The sequence below is a fragment of the Lysinibacillus sp. OF-1 genome (genome assembly GCF_028356935.1).
GTDB lineage: Bacteria > Bacillota > Bacilli > Bacillales_A > Planococcaceae > Lysinibacillus > Lysinibacillus fusiformis_D.
Genome location: NZ_CP102798.1, coordinates 2041253 through 2063491, shown reverse-complemented (window position 1 = coordinate 2063491; position 22239 = coordinate 2041253). Strand labels below are relative to the sequence as shown.

The window sequence follows — 22239 nt, the reverse complement described above, 5'->3', positions numbered from 1 at the left end:
CACGAAATGAACATTATTGATCCTGTCCATTAGATTGCTCCTTCCCATAGATCATACAGCTTCAATGATTATCATTCTCATTCAGATTTACAACATAACAAATACTATTTGAGGATGTCAAGGCAAGCAAAAATACTTTATCTAACTATACCTCTTGCAAAATTTTCCCCGCCTCAGACATATTTTTTGTCGGCTGCACAGCAATTCGCCTGTTTGAACAATCTCTTGAACACATAAGCTAGCCAGCTTTATCCTATTCTTCACCTAATCCCTTTGTGATTCTAGAAGAGAAAATTCATCAGTCATAATAGATAAATCCGCTCTCCTTTTTTAGTTTATAATGTCTACTTCTTGATGCGTTAGATAATAACTAAAAATGTTTATTCTATTCCCATATAACTACTCATACTATGCAGAAACCCGCGAACAACATAATGTCCGCGGGTTTCTATCGTTATTGCCAAGCCTGATTGTCAAAGTGCCACTGCTGGAAAAATTCATGCTCAGCCAATAGCACTTCATGAATTGGGCTGAAAAATTGTTTTAGTACGCCTGTTAATTCGAGTGTAGTGTTTAGCTCAATTGTAAAATGATGGCGCTCAAATAATGCTTCTATATACGCCTGTAAGATACGTCCTTCTATGTTTTGGGTTTGCAACAGTTGATTAACTTCCAACTTTGCTTTTGATGTTTTCTCTAAGGCTGGATATTGATACATTTCGATAAATTTTTGTGCTATCACGAATTCCGTTGGATATGTATAAAGCACAGCCACCTCGCTGGCTAGTAAGGTTGGAAACATAATGGTTTTCGGTGTCACTGGCACACTTTCTTTATAGGTTATTCTTACTTCTATGTATGTTGTTGTTTGGCCTAGTGTAGCTGGTATTGTGAAATGAATACCGTCTTCTGTTAAAGCACTCTCTATTTTTTCTGCGTTCCACTCAATGCCATCCTCTGGTACTGCAATCGAACATATTTCTTTCAATGCTTGTTTCACTATTTCCTGTTGACGAGCACTCGGCTTCGCTAGCAGTGTGATTTCTTTTGTGGGCTTCACCAATCCCTCTGTTAATGCAAATAATAATAAATCCCCTGCTAAGTAAAATTGATCGTTATATGATGAGACAGATAAACGATAAAGGAGCCTTTCTTGACAATAAAGTGATACTAGCTGTTCCCTATTTTCTTGCCGTGCTGCAGCCATTTCTGTTATTTGTGTAAACACATTCGTGGATTGTGTGCTCATTGTTTCCATAAATATCCCTCACCTTTTTGATTTTTCAGTTTTTTCATGTCGGAATTTAGATTCTTACTAAAATTCATGCTTTTATTATCACTTATTTAAGGTATAGAGTAAACGGTAATGTATACCAAAAAAGCCTGTCGTAGCTAGGGACGACAGGCTGGGAAAATTAGACAAGGGGCAGCCTCGCTATTGCGAAACTACCCCTTTAGTATTTATAGGTAACATTCTCGTAAATTGTAAAAGTCTCAACCCAATCGTCTGGGGAATATTATCTTGAAACCAGATTCGTTTCATCACCGCGGTAAAATTCCACTGTGTGCCTTCTAACTTAAGCAACGCAAACCCTACCATCTTTTGCGTCCTTGCAGCCCCAAAGCATGCGCCAGTGTGAATAAGTATCTACAAAAACAAAAAGCAGAATGCCAGATTACAGAAATATGCTACCTAAAATAGCACGTCTCTTATTATAGCACAGTGAATTAAATAAGTAAAATATTTTATACAAAATACAATTTCACACCCTTTTTTCACTCTTTACTCTTTCTAATTCATATACCTAAAGACTCATAAAAATTCCTCTTTAGAAAGGATCTTATTTTAAATAACCAATGTTTTAGCTTATAATAATACTTTTTTACCACAAGACTAAAGTTGTTGTTTTTTACAATATATAGTGTATTATAAATATTGTATAACACACTAATATTTGGAGGTTAATATATTTTGCTACATATCATACCAAATGATCTTCCTACATTAACTAAGGGCGAGCGCAGTGTGCTCAATAAGATTAAAAATTTATATAAAACACAACAAAGTGATGCCTATCTCTATATTCAACCCAAGATTAAAAATCTTATTCCAGATTTTATTCTAATTGATTGTTTAAGAGGAGTAAGTATTTTAGAAGTGAAGGACTGGAGTATTGACTACCTTGCCACTTGGACTCGTCTAGAAATTAAAAATATCAATGGGGAAAAACTAGATAATCCAGTATTTAAAGCTGGTCAATATTATAAATCTTTGGAAGGCTTATTTTCAATGGATGATAGATTATACAACACGCAAGGTGAACTAGATGTGAAGCTCTCTTCCTTTGCTATTTTGCCTCATTTAAAAAGAGCTGCCTTTGAAGAAAATCACTTAGCAGATGTTTTTAATCAGAAACCAGCGCACTATCTATTATCGGAGGATTTTAACGGTTTAGAAATCTCAGACTTATTTTCAGAAATTAAGCCTTTGAGCCCTATGTATTTAAAGATGCTCAGAGCAATTATCTTCCCAGAGATTCAAATTCTCTCTACAAGTGAAAACCACACGCAGGAACTAATTGCTGCATTAGATGCTGAGCAAGAACGATTTGCTAAAAATATTTCATACGGTCATTATATGGTGACGGGAGTACCTGGCAGTGGAAAAACAGTTATGCTTTTAGCAAGAGCAATTCATTTGATTAGAGAAAACCCCGATTGGAAAATTCGCGTTTTAACATACAATAGAAGTTTAGCTACAAAACTAGAACAAAAAGTAAAAAGCTTAGCAGAAAATTTATCATTTTTAGATATACATATTGAGAATATTGAAATCAGTACCTTCCACAAGTTTGCACTAGATATAGCACATGTCTCTGTCCCAAAACTACCTGGTGATGAACAGCAAAAATGGTGGGACTATGATTTGCCAAGTTTGTCCCTACAAAAAGCTAAACCGAAGTATGATGCAATTTTAATTGATGAATACCAAGATTTTTTAGACGATTGGATTCGTTTAGCCATTCAAAGCTGTAAGACTTTTAAAACTATTGATAGTAAAAAAGAAGAAAAAAACAGCATTAATTTATTTTTAGCTGGCGATCGCTTACAAGGTCTCTACCGTTCAACAGATACACCTTGGACAGAAATTGACCCTATTTTAGACATGCGCGGCAGAAGTAAATTACTAAAAAAAGCCTATCGTTCAGCCAATGAGCATATTGATTTAGCTCTACAATTTTTAAGTGTAGATGAAAAATTAAAAGCCGAGGTAGAAAAATTTTATTGCCCTATGAAGGAAATTGAGTATGAAAATTCGGTTGAAAATGGCATCGGGATGATTGAGGGAGAACTTGAAGAGGTAGCCATAAAAATTGAGGAATTGATTTATAAAGCTGGCTATAATCCAAATGAAATAATGGTACTCTGTAAAGACTGGCAGAGAGCTAACACTTTCATCCAAACACTTCCAAAGGTGTTACAAGCAAAAGCGGAATCATTAAATAAAAAAGCATCCACTGAGCATAAAATTATTGTGACAACTTATCAATCAGCAAAAGGATTAGAAGCTCCGATCGTATTTTTATTGGATACAGATCGATTTATCTCTACTTCTGTAAAAGAAGAAGCATTAAAATATCGAAAAACTATGTATGTAGGTATCACAAGAGCCTCTGAACAATTGTACATTCACGCTGAAAACTTCCATCAAGAATCCTATGCACAGGAAATGAAAGTTCTACTTCAACAAACAGTGCCTGTTCAGTAAATCGAACAATCTCAAATACCTGTGATTTCTGTAAAAAAGCCAGTTTATAAGTAGATAAACATTGGAAATTTATATACAACATACACATCATGATATATGACAAAAAATCAGTATGGTAGGACATGTCACCTAGCATACTGATTTTATTATTGCATACTCCATTTCCACTCTACATTTTAATGACAACCCTTTTGTTAGTTGACGGATCAAGGCTGATGACTGTTAAAATCCCTATGGCTGCAATCACAGCAGGCACATCAAACGATACAATCGCTGAGTTTAATGGCAAACCAAGTACAGCCCTTACTAAAACAGCCTGTACCAAAACAATAACGAAAGCCATGATTATAAAAGCTAGACCAAACAAGCCGCCATAGCGATAAAACCCTGCACCAATCAGCCAGCCGACTAAATAATAGCCAAAAATATTGAGGGCAAAGACGAGAATTGCCAACAGTCAATGATTTTGTAAATCCACGAATGGCGATACCATCACTGTTTGTTTCCAAAAATACCCCCAAATGAACTGCCCATATTATCAAGCCTAATGTCAGTTAGTGAACTAGTATTACGAAATGCTAATTTCTCCCGTTCTTCATTTCGTATATTTTAGTATAATGAAATTTTTTGTGAAATGAACAAAAAGCCCCGAATAGTGGCGTTTTCTTTATAGCTAAGATTTTCATAAAAAGTTTCATTCTTAACCTTAACTTATTTAATAAGTTTGTTCGGTTCATCTACAAATGCACCTAAAATATAACCGCAATCTTGACAATAGTATGAGGTTATTTTAGAGGAATTTCCTAGATGAGAATTAAGTGGTACGTTTTTGTTAAATGATTCTTCTGGAAACATGTGGAGCGGAGCATGAACAGCTCGAATAATACCCTTATGAATGTTCTGACTATTACAATTTGGACATGTCTTCAATTCCATAACAATCCCTCCATAAGCTTTTATAAATTCTATTATAAACTTTTTTAAGTCTTCATAAATAACCATCTCAACAAAAAAACTTAATGGAAAATTTGCGCAAGCTAAAATTGTTGAAAGGCTTGCTCTATCCGAGGATCATGGAGAGCAATATTCAGTAGCACTCACACATTTCAGATATTCTGATGCATTATAATGTCCTCTACTACTTCACTTCCGCAAAAATTAAAATGACAAAAGATGCCCAAGTCAGACATTTCGAACGGTTGGACATCTTTTGTCATATATTCTATATCTCTTGGAGCTCGGTCAGACTTCTAGCACACCATAATGAAACTTCGCGGTTACTCTCGTCAATTGCTGGAAACCGTACTGTGCAAACCACTCTGAACGAAAATGAGCCTTTAATACCACCCGCTTTTTCGCTACACGCTTGGCCTCATAGACCCATTCATCCGTTAATGTAACGTGCTCACCCGCGAGCCGTAACGCCTGAAAATTATTCGCCTCTTCGATGACCTCTTCAAACATCGGGTCCATATAGACCACATCAAAAGCCTTGTCTGGCAAGGTTTTTAAATAAGCAATCGCTTCAGCCTGAACTACCTCGATTCGTCGCATACAGGCGGTTAATGGTAACTCGGACGTATCATAGGTTTGCGTCCCCCGACTGACAATAAACGCTACATTTGGATTTGCTTCCAGCCCTACTACATGGCCTATCTCCCCCACGATATAAGCCGCTAGCATAGCATCTGCCGCAAGACCTAATGTACAATCCAACACCGAATCACCCTGTTGAAGCTGTGCCGCTTCCAAAAAGGGCTCTGCCTCACCACGAGCAACACGCTTTAGTCGAAACGCTGCAGAATTCGGATGAAAGAAAAAGGGCTCCTGTGCCCCATAGGCATAATATTCATAGCGATTCTTCCCCGCCACCATCACATGTGCCTGCAACTCCTGTGAAATCTTACGAACAGAGCGCTTTTTCCGTGGCTCAAATGTAGCACCTAATGTTTGACACGCAAAAGCAGCGAGCGCCATCGATACTTCGTCTGGTCTGCCCGCTGTCGTCACAATCGTTTTTAGTTCTCGCATGTTTGCTCTAACACGCCAGTTAAATGAGAGACAATTTGCTCCACAGGGAATCCCTCAATTTGTTCACGCGGAATAAAGTAAGCCAGTTCCCCGTCCTTTAAAATCGCCATAGACGGTGAGCTCGGTGGCACCTCTTCAAAATAACCGCGCATTGCTGCAGTCGCCTCTGGATCCTGCCCTGCAAACACCGTCACAAGATGGTCAGGCTTCACCGCAGCAATTGCCTCGCGCGCTGCTGGACGAGCAAGTCCTGCCGCACATCCACATACCGAGTTAATAACCACTAACGAAGTCCCCTTCGTCTCTGCCATAAACTCATTCACTGCATCAGCCGTTGTCAGCTCCGTAAATCCAGCCTCCACTAGCTCCTCACGCATCGGCTTCACAACCTGCTTCATATATTCATCATAAGCGTTCATGCTTTTCCCCTCTTTCCTATGTATTCGCAAAGCTTATTATAGCAAGGTTTTGTGTGAATGTACAAAGACATGCTTTTTGTTTGATTTCGGGGGAAATTTGACTTTTTTGTAACAGAGAATGAATTTATTTAAAGTCGTTACTTACCTAAAAAATGAATTTCCACAATCTTCATGGAAATAAAAAAGCCCAAGCTTGTACTCTGAACAGTTCCCCGTCAAGTAGACAGTTTTAAAAAGATTAAGTGGCCATCTGATGTCGATATTCTATCGGTGTCAGGTGGTTGAGTCGTTATTGGGAGCTTTATAGTTATAAACGTAGATATACTGCTCAACAGCTCGGATCATTTCGTCTTTAGATTGATCTTGTGAAAGTTACAAACACTCGCTTTTAAAATGTGAGAAGAAGGATTCCATGCAGGATTATAGTGGCAATTACCTTTATGAATGGCTACCAATCATCACCCATACCTTTACTTGCAAAACCTTATAAATATTGTATTTTTATGCTATCTTTTGCATACCTTTCTTCTCCCGCCAAATAAGCCTGTACTACTTCTCCAACTCATTTGAATGCGTATCTTTTTTTCAAGATAGAAAAAACCCCCTTTAAGGAAAATGTTATCTACAGCGGACTGTAAGTATTGTAACATTGTCTACAAAAAGGGGATCAGCTCAAATTAATGAGTTTTTAATCAAAAAAATCATTCTTTTCATTCTCATTCAATAGATATATTCCTGTATCTGTTTGAATAACAAATTGATTTTTATATTTTAAAAATTCAAATGGTTTAGAATTCAGAGCAATATATGGATCAATTTTCCCACTGTTAGGATTTAAAGTTGCAATGCGTTTATTTTCCATATCACAAATATAAAATCCTTCATTAATATAAGAAATATATTCTGGGTATTGTAAACCTATAAGCTCATTTTCACAATAAATTACATGGAGATCATCATTTATAGCTTCTGGATTTCGTGCAAGTTCTACATCAGTAGTATAACGGTAGATTTTTTCTATTTCAAAACTCGGAAATCTATATTTTACAACAGAATTCATAGTCGGGGATACACTCCAGACTGCTTGTCCATCTGAACAAATATTATGTAATGTATCATAATAGTCAGAGGTTTCCAACAAAATATATTGCACAAGCTGATCATGCTCATTAAAGTGCAATATGATATTATGAGGCCAGAGAAGACAAATCGTTTCATTTCGTATAGCACATGTCATAAAATTAGTAACATCGGAAAAAATATTATTTGGTATTATATCAAAATCGTAGTTATCTCCCCAATCCTCACCATACGTGTTATTATAGTATTCACTAAGACTAATTAACTTTCTTTTTCCTCCTTCACTTATCCAACATTTTGCTATACTTTCAATATATGAATAGTTTGATACTTCCAATTGACTAGATATAATACCCCATCTATTATCAAATTTAATTTTCGCATACGATTCTCTTGATATTTCTTTTATATCTTCACCATTATATTGATAATAGTAAGTTTTATTCTCATCTTCAGAAAAACTTGCGAAAGATAATATATTTTCATTTTGTGTAAGTGAATGTCCGTTCAAATGCAATTTTTTCATGAAATTTTCATCCTCATTTTTTAATCGATAATCAAATTTGCCCCTGGTTTAGGCTGACTTACCGCACGAAAGAACATATCAAAACTCTCTATTTGACCATCTTTATTAACAAAGCATCTTACTTCGGCAGGTTGATTATTAATATTTGTCCAAATTTGATTATGAAAGGTACATGGAGAAATATGCCCCTAATTGATACATATGTCCATATTGATTTTTATCCTGATCCAATGAAAGTTGCTCTAGAATATGAATCCCTAAAGATTTACGCAATGTTTGTGACAAACTTGCCTGAAATATTCAAGAAACATTCATCATCATTTAAAAATTTTAAATATGTACGACTTTGTATCGGTTATCATCCTCAGGTTTCAAGTGAATATAAATTTAATATGGATTTATTTTGTGATTACGTACAAACAACAAGGTATATCGGGGAAGTCGGTTTAGATTTCCAAGACTCTGATGAAGTAAACAAACAAGCACAAATTAATGCATTTGAATATATTACATCAGAAAATTTTAACAAAGGGCGAGTATACTCTATTCACAGTAAAGGTACAGAAGATATTATTTTAAGCATTTTGAAGAAAAATAATGTGAAGCATGCAATATTCCATTGGTATAGTGGTAAATTAACAACCCTAGATGAGATTGCAAAACAAGGTTATTATTTTTCTGTCAATCCTAAAATGCTTTACAGCAAAAACGGTCAAAAAATTTTGAGCAGGATTCCTAAACACTTAATTCTATTTGAAACAGACGGCCCATTTGCACGTTTGAATAGAAAAATTTTATATCCTAAAGATTTAAAAAATATATATTCAGAATTCGAAAACCAAATTCCTGATTTTGAAAACATTGTATTCAAGAATTTCCGACGACTCTTAATTGAAAAAGATATGTTCTAGAGGCTGGGACAAAAGAAAAAATGTTAGACCATTTACAAGTTTGGTCTAACATTTTTTTGCGTTATTAGAACACATATATTTTAATAAATTACAAAAATAACATTCATTTTTTGCTTTTTCTCAATAAAATGAGTTATGTCCCAGCCTCTTTCTTACGATTAGTCAACCTTATTTAAAGAGTAATTTATATTTTTATGGGTGTGAAGTGGTGAGGGATATCCCTCACCACTTCACACTCATTTTTAGATACGCCAAAAAGACCTGACGATTTTTATTTTTTTCGAAAGGTCATTATGATATAGTTCTTTATAGGTGATTACGATTTCTGAGCTGGTAGTGCGGACTCATAATCGTAAAGAATGCCACGCGTCAGTAACTGAAATGTCACTTTCAGAAACTTATTGATGCAGGCGATGATCGCAACCTTATGAGGCTTCCTCTGAGGTTGCTTTTTTAATTTGTAGTAATAGTCCACAAAATGATTCGGTTTTCCTTTAGCCATAAGCATGGCGCACACCATAAAATATAAAATCTTCCGTAAATGTTTGTTTCCTCGTTTATTAATCCTGTCTCGATATTGCGTATTTCCAGACTGGTACCGCATAATATCAATGCCTGTGTAAGCGTTCAGTTGTTTCGCATTTTGAAAGCGGCGGATGTCACCAATCTCTCCAATTAATCGGCACGCCGTTGAATCGCCAATCCCAGGAATCGAACGAAATACTAGATATTCTTTTCGTCCTTCCGACAATTCCACCATCTGTTTCACAAGCGCATCTTTCTTCTCTAATAAATCCGCAATGCGAGCTGCGTAATCTCGTGCTTGATCACAACGAATATCTGTGTGTTTAATCGCTGGGTAACTATTTTCAGCTGCTTCTAATAATGTAATAGCTTTAGCCTCCGCACGCATTAGCGAGAGGTTTTTTCGCGTATTGACCTTTAAACGATTTTTAATCATCGTTTTTGAATGGGCCTGTAAAAGTGCGGGGTGCGGATAGAGTTGTACAATATTTAAAAATAGTGCGGAACTTGGTGTAATCAGCTTTTCTAATTCTGGAAAACTTAGCTGTAAAATGGCATGCATTCTACTTTTGAGTAAAATGATTTCTTCGTCAATTTCATCGTAATAACGAGTCAGTGCACGCATCTGTTCATAATAATCGTCTTGTATGTACGTTGTTTTGCGAGTTCATGGGCATCACTGATATCAGTTTTATTGCGACGCATCGTTGCCATCTGTAAATTCGCTTCAAGTGGATTCATGCGGCAGTATGCATAGCCGTAATCTTTGAAAAATGCTTCGACAGGTTTTGAATAGATGCCTGTTGCTTCAAATACGATAGCTGGCGCTTGTCCATCTTGCTTTGTTATCTCTTCCATTCGTTCGTGTAATCGCTCGAAATCACACCGTGTATGATGTAGCATACCTTCAAACTCACATTGGCGGTGACCATCATAAATCGCAACGGTACTTTTTCCTTTACTGACATCTAACGCAATGACATGTTTCATCTCATTCTTCTCCTTTTGACCAATCATAGAAGCCTTCACAGTACCTTATCGATTCCACTTTCTTATACACGATCTCTTGGACCCAACATACTAAACTGATTCATATAAGGGCATGAAGTTAGCCGGTTTAATATACGGACTCACAAATGGTCCCAGAGGCTGGTCGGCTTTTCTTCACTTCTACTATAAAAAAATAGTAGCACAAACCATGGCCCTGGTTTGTACTACTAATGTTAGTATGTTTATATAAATTGGACATTTTTAAAACACACCAACTTAATTTTTAAAAAATAGCTACACATCGAAGTATTCAATAGTTTTACTGGGCCGATAATAGCCAAGTGCTCTTTTAAATAGATAATGCATGCATACTAGATTATTATTACTACTTAAATGACTCTATTCTAATATTCTATAATTTAAAATAGAATGTTATAGGCAATCAAAATTATTGAAGGAACTACGGTGGCAATGAAGGTCTACATGATGTCGCTAAGCGTATATAAACATTAAGTTGCCTTACTTATGTATGCTTGATTGTGGCAAGAATCATCGTACAGATACTCCTATTAAACCAACATCAGAAACATTACAACAAATACCAATGGCATATAGATATTGTGAAATAAAGCTGATTGAAACGGCAGTTTTGAGATGATCTCTTTATAAACCTGCATTAAAAGTGCCTTTACTTAACAACCCATCATTACAGCAATGTTATAAGTCTCTCCCCAACTTCAATGAGCAAGATATTGAGAAACTAAAAAAACAATTTGTGATGTAATTTCTAAACTTGGTGACAACGAGTGCATTTCTTTCCAAACAAATAAATCAACTTGGCGTTATACTAGTGAGGTTCTCGGTAACCTTTCTTAATTAAACACAAGTTTAAAAGAATACACAATTCCCTAAATTATGTAATTACGAAAAGAACAACAAAAGATAATAGAGCCTTTGCTACTATCCAATGTTGTTCTTCAGTGTACTCTAGAATTCTATCTAAAAGAAATTAGTTTAAATTCTTTTTACTATTATTTAATGTATCACTATTGTTCCAGTTTCGTTTTTTTTTAAGAAACTTTAGATATGCTATTCTCAAGCATTTTATTATTTAATATTTAACTCATTTTTCAATGCTTTTTGAAGTAAAGCAGAAAAATTAATATTATTTGCTTTACCTAATTGCACCAAATAATTTGGCAAAGTTACCATCTTATTTACAGTTTTTTGATCTTCTCTCTTTCTTGCAGCATCCGTATCTGCCTCTATATATTGAATAAAATCTTGTTCATTTATATTATGTCTAAATTCATGGTAAGCTGAAGCTTTTGGTATATCATCTTTGTCATCTTCTAAAACTAACAAATATCCTTCTAAAGCATCTCTTGCCATATTAATGGCTGCAGCCACGTCCTTTCCAAATGTCACGCACCCTGCCAAATCAGGAAAGCTCACGTTGTATACTGACGACTCTTCTTCCCATTCAAAGTATGCGATATACATATATTTAGGCATATTTTCTCTCCTCATTATTTAGATATCTGTATTTTAATTTAAGTCTTTGTTTAAATTAAGTATTTATCAAATTCTGTTTCTTCTTAAAAACACATATTAAGTATTCAAAATTTGTAGGATCAAATTTAATGTTATTTGAAAGTTCTTTAGGAGTTTTATTATTTAAATCGATTTTAATTTTATATTTTAGTATTAGCAATAACTATAATCTCAACATAAAAATAAATATATATACGTATATTTAGACATATTATCTCTCCTCATTATTTAGATCCCAATATTTTAATTTAAATTCTTTTTCTTGGTTAAATTAAATAATTCTCAAACCATATTCCTTCTTTAGCATACATTTAATTTACAAAATTCACAGAATCTTATGTCATAATAATTTATTAATTCCTCAGGATTTTTATTTTTATAAATCGATTTTAATTTAATAATTAGTATATAAATATTAGCAATACATATAATGTTGAACAAAATTTTATTTTTTATCTATCAACTATAATCCCACATAAATATATACGTATATTTAGACATATTATCTCTCCTCGTTATTTGATAAAATTATATTCTTTCTTTAACATACATTTAGTTTACAAAATTTATAGGGTTTCAAGTCACAATTTTAAGTTCTCTAGGATTTTTATTTTTATAATTTGATTTTAATTAAATTTTATTTTTCATCTAGTATTATAAACTCAATAAGAAAATATATATTTTAATCTATCCATATATCACCTTCTTTCTATCTCTCAAATTTCCATCGGACAGGAGGCTTATTTTGATAAGCCTGCCTGTTGCAAAATTCTATTAAGAGTTTTGATTGGTATATCTTTTTGAGGGTGTGGTACTGTAACAAGACCTGATTTCGTAGGGTGCTTAAAGTGATGGTGACTACCATTAATACGTTTTAACACCCAGCCATCGTCCTCAATTTTCTTAATCACCTTTAGAGAACTCATATTATGCTCCTTCCTATATGTATTTTCAAAATTCTGCAAAACAATTAATATATGTTAAACATATACTATATATATATTAACATACGTTTTTACATATGCCAATTAATAGATTAAACTCCTCAAACGTCACCTTCCCTTGATAACTGACTGGTATGTCAACACTAAACTTACCAAAAATCACAAGATCTGTTGCTCGAATTCTACTGGTGATAAATGCCCTATCATTCCGTGAATTCGAATGTTATTGAACCAATAGACATAATCATCAAGTTCAAGAGTAGAGAAATGTCTTCCGCTAGCGAATTCTGCATTAAATAGCTTAGACATCGCTTCAGTCACTGCGTTATCACAAGGGCATCCCTTAAACTATTTACACATTAATCCAGTTTGCAATGTTCGTATATTGCTCATTCCTTTGGATAAAATAAAAAGAGGACAACGAAAGATATCAGCGTATCGCTATTATCTTTCGTTGTCCTTCAGATTGCTAATAGAACTTTCTTTATACGTGTAAATATCCAAAAAAATCATACTATAGGCAATACTTATGGTTAGAATAAACCAAATTAAAGGCATCAATGCCTCCTCGTCAATACTTTTCACAAAAAAAACACCGAGAAAAGTTGGTACCAGTGTTAACCACAATATTATAACAGAAAAAATATCCTTAGTTTTTTGATTTGATTCAACAAATAAATAGAAAAATTTATAACTACTAATTTTACTATTTAAAAATTTACTTAGATATTTTAAAATCAATAAAGAACCAAAAAATGTTAAAAATAAAGTTATTATTATTAAAGTAATATATTCGATATCATTATTAATTGTAATCCCTGAATCACTTAATGCATTTTTTAGTTTAATTCCAATTTTATAAAAAAAATCATATTTATAGTAAAAATACATTATTTTCAAAAATATACGGTTGATAGTAAAAGTTACTCCTACAGTAATCATTAGTGTTCCAGTAACAATAATACATCTTTTGTTTTTCATTCTATAATTTTCAAAATACCTTTTTGCTTCTCTAAGTATATATTCATGAAATAAAGATAAGATTAATAAGAATAATAAAGCACATAGTATATCAATCTCTCCCACTATAAATGATATAGCCAATAGAAAAACTAATATATATGTAATCAAATTAAAACACTTTCCCTTCTTTCTACTTCACCAATCTTATCTTACCTGAACTGGATGCAAATGCATTTATTAAAGAGGTAATAGAAACGGGATATGATTTGGTGGATTCTTGATTTTTACGTTAACATCAAAAACAAATGTTTCTTTTCCTTTATCCCATAGAGTATTAAGTTCATAAATATAATACCCTTCTTTAGATGGCATAGTTATTTTTTCATCTTTAATCTCAACATTTTCAATTGTGCCATCTTCATTCATTTTAGTTGCGTTAATGGAGATAGGATTCTTATCAATTTTAAACTTTAATATATCCCCTTTTTCGACTTCTAATGTTTCAAAGTTATCTGCTATTTCGCTAATATCAGAAGAACCTTTTAGGCTTACTTCATAATCCCCGTTTTTCCATTCATAATTACTTGAAATCATAGTGTAATGCTCATCATCAAAAATAACTTTACCTTCTGGTTGTTTATGAACACTGGTTGGAAATACATTGCATCCGGTCAAAATAATAACTAGTAGTATTGGTAAAACTATTTTATTCATTTGACCACTCTCCTTTTTTACTGAATTTCCCTACATTGAATATATCACAGCATACTTACTGCTAAAATTTTGTAAACATGAGCACAAAAGGTAGTATATATAAGCATATTACAAAAAATTATTGTCTGGTCTTTTATTAGCAATTAGTTGTTTGTTATTTTAACAATGATTTTTTCGCAACAGAATCAATAATTACGTTAAATAAGAAAATATAGTAAGTTTTATATACAAATGCACAAAGACATACTTTATTATTCGATTTCATGAGTTTTACATACATCCAAAAATGGAATTTATACAATCGATATTGCTTTTTCATTAAAACAAAAACGCCCAGGCTCAAATCAATTCAATAAATGTACATATTTGTCTATAAAATATGTACAGACACTAAATTATTCCAGATTTTGTTCGATAACAAAATGGATTCATAAATTATTTAATAGAAAGGAGTAAATTCAATTATGATCTCTTCTCAATTTTCAAACATGCAATATTTAATGGCACGTCGGTCTTCATCTAAGTACTATGGGTTAACAAAACAGACTGGCAATGAAGCTAATAACACCTCTACAAAGGGTCAAGAGAGAATTAACAGTGTGAGTAAAATTATTGAAGAAAGCAAAACCTCCAGACTCTCTGCTAAACAGATTGAAACACTTAAAAGTGCTGCTAAGGATGGTTTGTTAGGCTCTAGTGCTAAAACATTAGGACCATGGGGGAAACACAATCTCCAAAAAATTTTATCAAACACTAAGCACAATTCAACATTAAACGCTTATCGACATTCAATCTAATTTTATTAGCATTCAAACACCCTCCAAATAATTAGAGGGTGTTTTTAAATTTACAAAGTGGAATTTCTAATTTTCAAACCTTCTTTGAATAGCCTACATATGACTCGATTAATTAATTACTCAATCTCAAGTGTGCGGGTTTCAGGAGAAATGAACGGCGAGATGCTTGAATTGGTGTCGTTTCACACCTGTCTTATAGATTAGATCCCCAAAACAGAAATGAACTGGGTTGTTGATCTTTTTTGCATGATCCAAGATTGAAATTCCGTTATCATGGTAATTAGCTGTTGGACATTAGTATCATAGTTTTCTATGAACTCCTGCTCTGAATAGCCGTATAGAAATCCTATACCCTCTTTTAATGAATTAGGATTGGGCTTACTATTTAAAAATTGTTTCATTCTTTCCAATTCCTGATTGATTAAATCCCATATACCCATCTCGATTTCATTGAAAGCAAAATAATCGAATTTCTTGTAATGCTTGTCGATTGCAGGCAAAATGTATCCGAAGTTGTCTTCGGTAAAGTAAATAGAAGAACTATTCCAGCATTCGCCCCTGTATTGATCTGGCAAAATCTCGATATAACATGAACCTTCGAGTAAATTCGTATCATAAATTATTTCAATCATTAAGCCTGCTCCCTCCCATTAGTGAAAGTAAAATTTATTGAGACTCTCTGATTATATCTGGTAATCTGAAACTTTCACTATATTAAAAGAGTCACTTTCTATTCAGTGGTCCTTTCACCAATTATTTAAAATTTTTCTGGTTTTACCACTTTAAAGGAAGCTACTTCCCCACAGTTTTTACAGAAAGTCATCAAAAGTGGTGACCCTACTGCCATTATTGCTCCTATAGGTCTTATATTACCTTGACTCGTCGTACCCCCAACCTGTCCAGTTGTAAAGGTATCTCGACCGCAAACCTTGCAAACTAACTTTTCATTTCCCATTATCTCACCTCTTTATGTAATTAATGTAAATTATAACATAAATCACTCCATCTCGTTACACGCTCTAGCTAACGCTGAGGATCGTGTCAGTCCATTCAAAATTTCAACATTATGTATATAATCAAATGGAAAAGGACCAAAACGTTCTTATTATTCAGTTTGTTATTACTTGTAGGGTGTAATATGAAAACAGAGTAACAATGTTTGCATTTCCTGATGAATGGTGACGGGACAAAGGAGCAAATAGTGAAGGGAATAGACAAGAAATACGACATGCTGTGAACATCGAATTAAAAATGCCTTGCAAAACGCCAACATTTTAATAGAACTTCAAACAGATGAAGAACCATTATATAAACTGGAAGGATTTGATTAAGGAAGGTTTTATTTATACGATATGTATTATTTGAATGAAGAAGTGATTCCTACTTTAATCGAACTAATTGATTCTTGGAACAACCTTACTTCTTCCGTTAAATCAAGACAAAGCTTTGAATGGACACATAAATTGAAAATAAAAATAGCCCGATTAGCAACCACCCATAAACGGTTCTCTGTTTTTGACATTCTTGAATGCCTAAAGTGAACAAGAATAAACCTAAGAACAATATCATGAGGTAATTCAGTTGGAAATCACGGGTGATTAGTCCATAAGCAGCGAGAGAAATACCAATGATTGAGAAAATAATTTTCAAACAATTTAACATTACTTTCCACCCCCTTTTTTAGTTTATCATACAATGTAAGATAACTAGACGTTCGAGAGGCTTCTTATGTAATATTGTTTCCTTATGTTTTCAGCATTAGAGGCTAGGGTGAACCCTCTTTCCCATAGAAAAAGGCATGTGCTCGACCGTATATCGAACACATGCCTTTATTTCTTAAACTCGTAATGAGCCACGGAAGCCCCTTGCTGCGTAGTAGGATTCTGCTCCATTGTGATACATAAAGATCGTGTCATAGCGACGGTCGCAGAAGATAGCACCGCCGAGTTTTCGAATGTTGTCGGGTGTTTGTACCCAGCTCGATGTTTTTAAATCGAATTTGCCAAGCTCTTGTAGATGTCGATATTGCTCTTCTGTTAAAAGCTCAATGCCCATATCCTTGGCTACATCCATCGCCGTATTTTCTGGCTTGTGATTTTTTCTGGCTTCCCATGCTTCACGGTCGTAACATAAACTTCTGCGACCTTTAGGACTTTCCGCAGAACAATCATAAAAAATGAACTCGTCTGTATTTGCATCATAGCCAACTACATCTGGTTCACCGCCCGTTGCTTCCATTTCATGGAGCGACCCTAGTTTTTCCATATTAGTCTCTAGCTTAGCCTGTACATTAGCCCAGTCAAGCCCTTCATGACGAGACGTATTTTTCTCAAAACGAACTTGCAAAGTATGGATTAGTTCCTCGCGTTGCTCTTGTGATAATTCCTTCGTTGTCATCTTTGTCTTCCCCCTCGCTTATTTAAATGACAAGCCTTCTTCTTCCAATGAAGATTTCATAATGGGTAAGGAGGCTGGTCCAATACCATGTATTTTTAATATGTCCTTTTCCGTATACGTAGATAGCTTTTCCAACGTATCAATGCCTTCATGTACTAAAGCGTTTCTTGCAGGTGCACTAAGTTTTGAAAGGAAGCCACTAGTTGGTTTATTTTCTTGATCACATGTAGGGCAACTTGGACAATCCGTGCTTTTGTAAAAGGTATGTCCTTTTTCACAAACTTTTAACTTTTTTTCTGCAGCCAAATTAAGTCCTCCCATCAAATCCCGCATCTAATTCTAACATACTTTACAACTCTAACTCGATTGTCAATACTATGTTTAACATTTTCTAATTGCATACTCAGTTTCGACACCATTTTAAATAAAAATGTAATATCTTTAGTAAAATTGAATAGCATTGGCTTTGAAAACAGAATAGAGGGATTCAAAAAAAGGCACTATTTCGCATAAGAATAGTGCTTTTACTGTATTACTGCCTCTTTTCAACAAACAACAAAATGAGTGTTGCCAATGGACCTAATACAAGAGAAAGTAAAAACCAATTTAACCCCGATCTATTCTTCCCTTGTGCAAGCCCAGCATTTATCAACGCCAATGTGCCCTAACCTGCGAAATATTGGTTATCCATCTTCTGTCCTCCTGTTTCATTTAACTATGCTACATCTCTTCACAAATTTAATCATAACATATCCAAATAACATGCTTCCTGAAAGGTGTCTCAACAAATAAAGGGTTTTTCCTCTATTTATGTTTTATATTGTCATGTGAATCTCTGGCGAATCAAAAGAAAAAAAGCAATCATAGGGTAAATACCATTTCCCCTTTCTGCATCGATACATATTATATGTTGTAGAAAGGGGGGATTTTCAGTGGGATACAGTGGAAACGTAGGTAATATTAACAACAGCTGCTATTATGGCGGCGACTCTGGCGGTGGCGGCTATTACGGATCAACATTCGTATTAATCGTCGTGTTATTCATTTTATTAGTTATCGTTGGCGCTTCTTTCATGTATTAATCATCCCAACTAGCACCTAGAACACCCTTTTACACGCTGCTAAAGCCGTGTGAAGTCATTTTAACCATTTTATAAGGGTCGCTTTACCAGCCTAGTGACCCTTTTATATTTCAGACAGACGTGCGATAATGAAGAAGAATTAGCTTTGTAACAATATCCCACCTAACTGAAATGGCAAATTGAGGTGAACCCTACATGTTGAGAGTAATAAAAGCATTACTAGGAATCGCATTGATTATGGTTGGTCCTATGTTGATTGCCATTACGGTTGACGATACGGTATGGCTCAAAAATATATTATTAAGAATCATTGGTGTCCTGTCCATTTTACAGGGCGTTCATTTATTACATAGACAATTTCATCCGCATGCATACAAAAGAAAACCCAGGAACTCAAAATAAAGAGCACTTGGGTATGCTTGATGATTTAGAAAAAATTATTCCTTCTCAAAATATTTTAGATCTAATTGAATAAGAGTTGTATTCATATCATAAAAATTTCCCGACTTAAATTTTTCCTCATGAGTAAATCCTTTTTGATTTTGAATAAATGCTAACCACTCCTTTTCTAACTCACCGCTATTCTTTCCGTAAACTTCCTCTACTTTTTTTGCTAAATCTTTCTCATTGTAGATCTGTTCAAACTTTTCTAGTCCGTAGGTATCAATTAAATATTTTGTAAATGAAGCCGCATGTGTGTAGCTCAGCTCCATAAGGATTTGATTCTCTTTTATATTTGAAAGTTTTGGGCGAAAATAGGCATCATCTTGATTTGGATCAATTAACTTACTAATAGGAATTAACTTGTCTGAATCCATATAATGCTTCATGTATTTTTCAAAATATAATTTATTTTTTCCATATTGATCCTCCATATAACTCGCAAAACCCTCTTGCGTAAAATAGCCATGGTCAGATCCAAAATTATTGCCATAACCAAGTAAAGAATGTGTCATTTCATGGACAAGTGGATATATATCTTCTTTAACGCCAGTTAACTCGATTTTTGATGCTACGCCCCATGATTGACCGTCAAATAGTTATCTTGTCAGATGGCACATAGGAAGTATGTATGGATTGCTGAATGTTATCATACGCCGTAAGGATTTCATCTTTTAAGATAGCTACTTTTTCTTTTGGAACGTTGATATCATTCTTAATCTCAAAAGTTATTTTACCATCCTTTGTCACCACAATATTTTCATCGTTTTTTTCTTGTATTTGCTCTTTAGGTTGAACGGTTTCCGCTGTACAGGCTGTTAATAGCAAAGTACATAGAAGGATTGTGCCATGTTTACCTCCTAAAAAGTATTTTCCAGTTTATACGAGACTTAAAATCCAAAAGTTTCATTTTAAAAAGAAAAATAAGGAAAATTAGACAAAATTATTTATACTATTATTAGACAAGGCAAAAAGGAGGACTCCATGAGCAAAAGTAAATGTATCCATTACAACCCACGCTATGGCTGGGATTTAAATGATGATGCACATTTGGAAATGTGGTTATTCGCCAAAGCACAACGTAGACAAGTAACTATTCTCAGCTATGGATGTGACTTAGATCATCACACCATTAAAAAAATTGTTCGGCATTACCTCACTACGGAAAAACCTGACGCAGCAGAAGACACACTAGAAATAAGATATGATACATATGATGCTAATTCAAATCTTCATACAGAGAATCAATACTATTTTGAAACCTATTTCATCAGTGAAAACACATTAGCTGCTTTTGTCCAAGCGCTACATCGATTGCCTGGTACACATATTCGCTGTGAATTTAATGTGCGGGGACATTTTGAAGTGAACCTAAATGGTGTAGAATTTTCTACACGTGTATTAAAAGCTCTTGATTTTCCATCTATGTACAAGGAAGATTTAATCGGACGCTATCTTTTATTTATCGATACAGAATCACCTGACAATGAAATGATTCGTCACAAAATACACTTGCTCCCCAAAGAGTTGCAAAGTCTTTCTCTTCCTTTAGATAGCTCACTGCTACAGCGGGAACGTTTAGTAAAAGACTGGATAACAGCCATTCTTCGATACGAAGTGTAAATTTTAGCTTACTCAGGATGATGGTCTATAAAACCAAGTAATCTTATCATATAAATAGTAGTGTTAAGCGAATTCGTTTAACATGGCACCTCCCGATTTGTTACTAAGGGGCACTTCTATCGAGTGTCCCTTCTATTTTTTTGCTATTGCACACTTCAACGACATCCATTACGATAGAATTTATTCGTCATTATGGGATGTGGATTTATGTTAGAATTTATTATCAATTTCTTATCAAATACCTATGTCGGTCAACCAACTTTACATACAAGAAAAATTGATCAAAATATAGCAAGGCTACAGCACTGCGATTGGTTTCACGACATTTACCATCATGATCAATACCGCAGCCTATTTTTTGCGAATCGACATGTCAGAAAATATCTTCAAAGTAATGTTCGGGTCAAGCGAATGATGAAGAATAAGCAAGCGCAAGAAAGGTTTCTCCAATTTTTACATAAGCAATCGAAGGGACGGGAACAAAAGAATTGTAAGCAATGAAAATCCCGAATTATGACAAAACACTCCATACCTTAAGTGTTTTGTCATAATTCGGGTGTTTTTTCTTAGCTAATGAGTGTCAAAATATCCTTTGGCTCCTGTAGCACGTAATCTGCATTCTTAAATCCAGTAGTGGTTTTGGCTCCCCAGAGGGCAAGGGCAAATTTGGATCCGGCTTGCTTTGCACATTGGAAATCATAGATAGAGTCGCCAATATAGATAGCCTCTTCTGGAGCTACCTGCAATGTGTCCAGACATTTTAAAAGGGGCTCTGGATGTGGTTTGTGCTTTTCCGTATCACTAGCACTAACAATATGTTGGAAATAATCACTTAACCCAAACGGATTAAACTCATCCACTACCTCTTGAGCTGTTTTAGAAGTCACAATGCCCATTTGTAGCGATGTTCTTGCTAACTGTTGGATGACCTCCTCTAGATTTTCAAAGACGGCCACCTCGTGTGAAAAATCAAGAACCGCCGCAGACCATTTCTGATGAACAGCCTCTATGTTGTCGACCTTGAGCCTCTGTAGGGCATCTTTCCCTGGGATACCTAAAGCAAATCGTAGTGCCTCAAATGAATACTCTTTTTGCGTTTCTTCCCGTAACGTTCTTTGCAATGACTGTAAAATCGCTTGCTCAGTATCCAAAATCGTCCCGTCTACATCAAAAATAATCGCTCTCAACATGAGTGTTCCTCCTAGTTAAAGCACGTTATTTACATACATGCATAATTGCTGATATAGTTCCTCTGCATAATCCTTCTGACCACGAATATATTTCTCTTTTAAATTATGGGTCTTCGGATTTTATAGTGGAATTATCTTTTTAAAGTTTAAAAATAATTAGTGTTCAAATCGGAATATCTGGTGGAATACTAAGTGTCATAAATGTATCAATTAAATACGAGAGATACGTGAGAAAGTTAAAATAGTCTAACGAACAAGAGCTAAGAAAATTTATGGCACAATA

Annotated in this window: 23 protein-coding genes and 1 pseudogene; 6 read left to right on the top strand and 18 right to left on the bottom strand. The window is 34.4% G+C overall.

Annotation, left to right across the window (positions count from 1 at the left end):
• Positions 1 to 454 precede the first annotated feature (454 nt).
• Positions 455 to 1258, bottom strand: a complete 804-nt coding sequence (locus NV349_RS10015; protein ID WP_271913245.1) for a nucleotidyl transferase AbiEii/AbiGii toxin family protein — start codon at positions 1256 to 1258, stop codon at positions 455 to 457.
• Between the two features lie 714 nt (positions 1259 to 1972).
• Here NV349_RS10015 and NV349_RS10010 point away from each other — a divergent pair.
• A complete protein-coding gene (locus NV349_RS10010; RefSeq protein WP_271913244.1) occupies positions 1973 to 3769 on the top strand; it encodes a UvrD-helicase domain-containing protein in 1797 nt (598 codons plus the stop codon).
• Between the two features lie 169 nt (positions 3770 to 3938).
• Here the strand turns inward: NV349_RS10010 and NV349_RS10005 are convergent, their stop codons facing one another.
• The 4 genes from NV349_RS10005 to NV349_RS09990 all read right to left on the bottom strand — a co-directional run bounded on the left by NV349_RS10005 (position 3939) and on the right by NV349_RS09990 (position 7825).
• A complete protein-coding gene (locus NV349_RS10005) occupies positions 3939 to 4223 on the bottom strand; it encodes a hypothetical protein (protein ID WP_271913243.1) in 285 nt (94 codons plus the stop codon).
• Positions 4224 to 5011: 788 nt separating this feature from the next.
• Positions 5012 to 5800: a class I SAM-dependent methyltransferase gene (locus tag NV349_RS10000; protein ID WP_036122608.1), complete on the bottom strand. Its 789-nt coding sequence runs from the start codon at positions 5798 to 5800 to the stop codon at positions 5012 to 5014.
• Positions 5788 to 6219: a BrxA/BrxB family bacilliredoxin gene (locus NV349_RS09995; protein ID WP_036122610.1), complete on the bottom strand. Its 432-nt coding sequence runs from the start codon at positions 6217 to 6219 to the stop codon at positions 5788 to 5790. The genes NV349_RS10000 and NV349_RS09995 overlap by 13 nt, the downstream gene beginning before the upstream one ends.
• A 688-nt stretch (positions 6220 to 6907) precedes the next feature.
• On the bottom strand, positions 6908 to 7825 hold the full coding sequence (locus NV349_RS09990; RefSeq protein ID WP_271913240.1) for a hypothetical protein: 918 nt from the start codon (positions 7823 to 7825) through the stop codon (positions 6908 to 6910).
• A gap of 182 nt (positions 7826 to 8007) precedes the next feature.
• Between NV349_RS09990 and NV349_RS09985 the strand changes: the two genes are divergently transcribed.
• Positions 8008 to 8736 carry a TatD family hydrolase gene (locus NV349_RS09985; RefSeq protein WP_271913239.1) on the top strand — a complete coding sequence of 243 codons (729 nt, stop codon included), beginning with the start codon at positions 8008 to 8010 and terminating at the stop codon, positions 8734 to 8736.
• Between the two features lie 316 nt (positions 8737 to 9052).
• On the opposite strand, the pseudogene NV349_RS09980 reads toward NV349_RS09985, so the two are convergent.
• The 6 genes and pseudogenes from NV349_RS09980 to NV349_RS09960 all read right to left on the bottom strand — a co-directional run bounded on the left by NV349_RS09980 (position 9053) and on the right by NV349_RS09960 (position 14426).
• A pseudogene (locus NV349_RS09980) lies at positions 9053 to 10251 on the bottom strand (IS110 family transposase).
• Between the two features lie 1107 nt (positions 10252 to 11358).
• Complete coding sequence (locus NV349_RS09975; protein WP_271913237.1) at positions 11359 to 11766, bottom strand: type II toxin-antitoxin system HicB family antitoxin; 408 nt, start codon at positions 11764 to 11766, stop codon at positions 11359 to 11361.
• 779 nt (positions 11767 to 12545) lie between these two features.
• Complete coding sequence (locus NV349_RS09970) at positions 12546 to 12731, bottom strand: type II toxin-antitoxin system HicA family toxin (RefSeq protein ID WP_271913235.1); 186 nt, start codon at positions 12729 to 12731, stop codon at positions 12546 to 12548.
• 177 nt (positions 12732 to 12908) lie between these two features.
• Positions 12909 to 13058 carry an IS3 family transposase gene (locus tag NV349_RS23220; RefSeq protein WP_340811014.1) on the bottom strand — a complete coding sequence of 50 codons (150 nt, stop codon included), beginning with the start codon at positions 13056 to 13058 and terminating at the stop codon, positions 12909 to 12911.
• A 135-nt stretch (positions 13059 to 13193) separates the two neighbouring features.
• Complete coding sequence (locus NV349_RS09965) at positions 13194 to 13853, bottom strand: hypothetical protein (RefSeq protein WP_271913232.1); 660 nt, start codon at positions 13851 to 13853, stop codon at positions 13194 to 13196.
• Positions 13854 to 13949: 96 nt separating this feature from the next.
• Positions 13950 to 14426, bottom strand: a complete 477-nt coding sequence (locus NV349_RS09960; protein WP_271913230.1) for a membrane lipoprotein lipid attachment site-containing protein — start codon at positions 14424 to 14426, stop codon at positions 13950 to 13952.
• Between the two features lie 464 nt (positions 14427 to 14890).
• Here NV349_RS09960 and NV349_RS09955 point away from each other — a divergent pair, with 464 nt between their 5' ends.
• On the top strand, positions 14891 to 15223 hold the full coding sequence (locus NV349_RS09955) for a hypothetical protein (protein ID WP_271913228.1): 333 nt from the start codon (positions 14891 to 14893) through the stop codon (positions 15221 to 15223).
• A gap of 200 nt (positions 15224 to 15423) precedes the next feature.
• On the opposite strand, the gene NV349_RS09950 is transcribed toward NV349_RS09955, so the two are convergent.
• The 5 genes from NV349_RS09950 to NV349_RS09930 all read right to left on the bottom strand — a co-directional run bounded on the left by NV349_RS09950 (position 15424) and on the right by NV349_RS09930 (position 17926).
• On the bottom strand, positions 15424 to 15855 hold the full coding sequence (locus tag NV349_RS09950) for a hypothetical protein (protein WP_271913226.1): 432 nt from the start codon (positions 15853 to 15855) through the stop codon (positions 15424 to 15426).
• A 125-nt stretch (positions 15856 to 15980) separates the two neighbouring features.
• Entirely contained in the window at positions 15981 to 16178 is a 198-nt protein-coding gene (locus tag NV349_RS09945; protein ID WP_036122627.1) for a hypothetical protein, read from the bottom strand.
• Positions 16179 to 16651: 473 nt separating this feature from the next.
• On the bottom strand, positions 16652 to 16885 hold the full coding sequence (locus NV349_RS09940) for a DUF3953 domain-containing protein (RefSeq protein WP_036122630.1): 234 nt from the start codon (positions 16883 to 16885) through the stop codon (positions 16652 to 16654).
• Positions 16886 to 17059: 174 nt separating this feature from the next.
• Positions 17060 to 17620, bottom strand: coding sequence for a DUF4256 domain-containing protein (locus NV349_RS09935; protein WP_058843091.1), 561 nt, complete (start codon positions 17618 to 17620; stop codon positions 17060 to 17062).
• A gap of 18 nt (positions 17621 to 17638) precedes the next feature.
• Complete coding sequence (locus NV349_RS09930; protein ID WP_058843090.1) at positions 17639 to 17926, bottom strand: RNA polymerase alpha subunit C-terminal domain-containing protein; 288 nt, start codon at positions 17924 to 17926, stop codon at positions 17639 to 17641.
• A 626-nt stretch (positions 17927 to 18552) separates the two neighbouring features.
• Here NV349_RS09930 and NV349_RS09925 point away from each other — a divergent pair.
• On the top strand, positions 18553 to 18702 hold the full coding sequence (locus NV349_RS09925) for a YjcZ family sporulation protein (protein ID WP_082673667.1): 150 nt from the start codon (positions 18553 to 18555) through the stop codon (positions 18700 to 18702).
• Positions 18703 to 18897: 195 nt separating this feature from the next.
• Complete coding sequence (locus NV349_RS09920; protein WP_271913223.1) at positions 18898 to 19104, top strand: hypothetical protein; 207 nt, start codon at positions 18898 to 18900, stop codon at positions 19102 to 19104.
• Between the two features lie 35 nt (positions 19105 to 19139).
• Here NV349_RS09920 and NV349_RS09915 read toward each other — a convergent pair whose 3' ends face one another.
• Positions 19140 to 19658, bottom strand: a complete 519-nt coding sequence (locus NV349_RS09915) for a gluzincin family metallopeptidase (protein WP_271913221.1) — start codon at positions 19656 to 19658, stop codon at positions 19140 to 19142.
• A 469-nt stretch (positions 19659 to 20127) separates the two neighbouring features.
• On the opposite strand from NV349_RS09915, the gene NV349_RS09910 reads away from it, so the two are divergent.
• Positions 20128 to 20766 carry a hypothetical protein gene (locus NV349_RS09910; RefSeq protein WP_058843088.1) on the top strand — a complete coding sequence of 213 codons (639 nt, stop codon included), beginning with the start codon at positions 20128 to 20130 and terminating at the stop codon, positions 20764 to 20766.
• A 566-nt stretch (positions 20767 to 21332) separates the two neighbouring features.
• Here the strand turns inward: NV349_RS09910 and NV349_RS09905 are convergent.
• Positions 21333 to 21956 carry an HAD family hydrolase gene (locus NV349_RS09905; protein WP_271913218.1) on the bottom strand — a complete coding sequence of 208 codons (624 nt, stop codon included), beginning with the start codon at positions 21954 to 21956 and terminating at the stop codon, positions 21333 to 21335.
• Between the last annotated feature and the right edge of the window lie 283 nt (positions 21957 to 22239).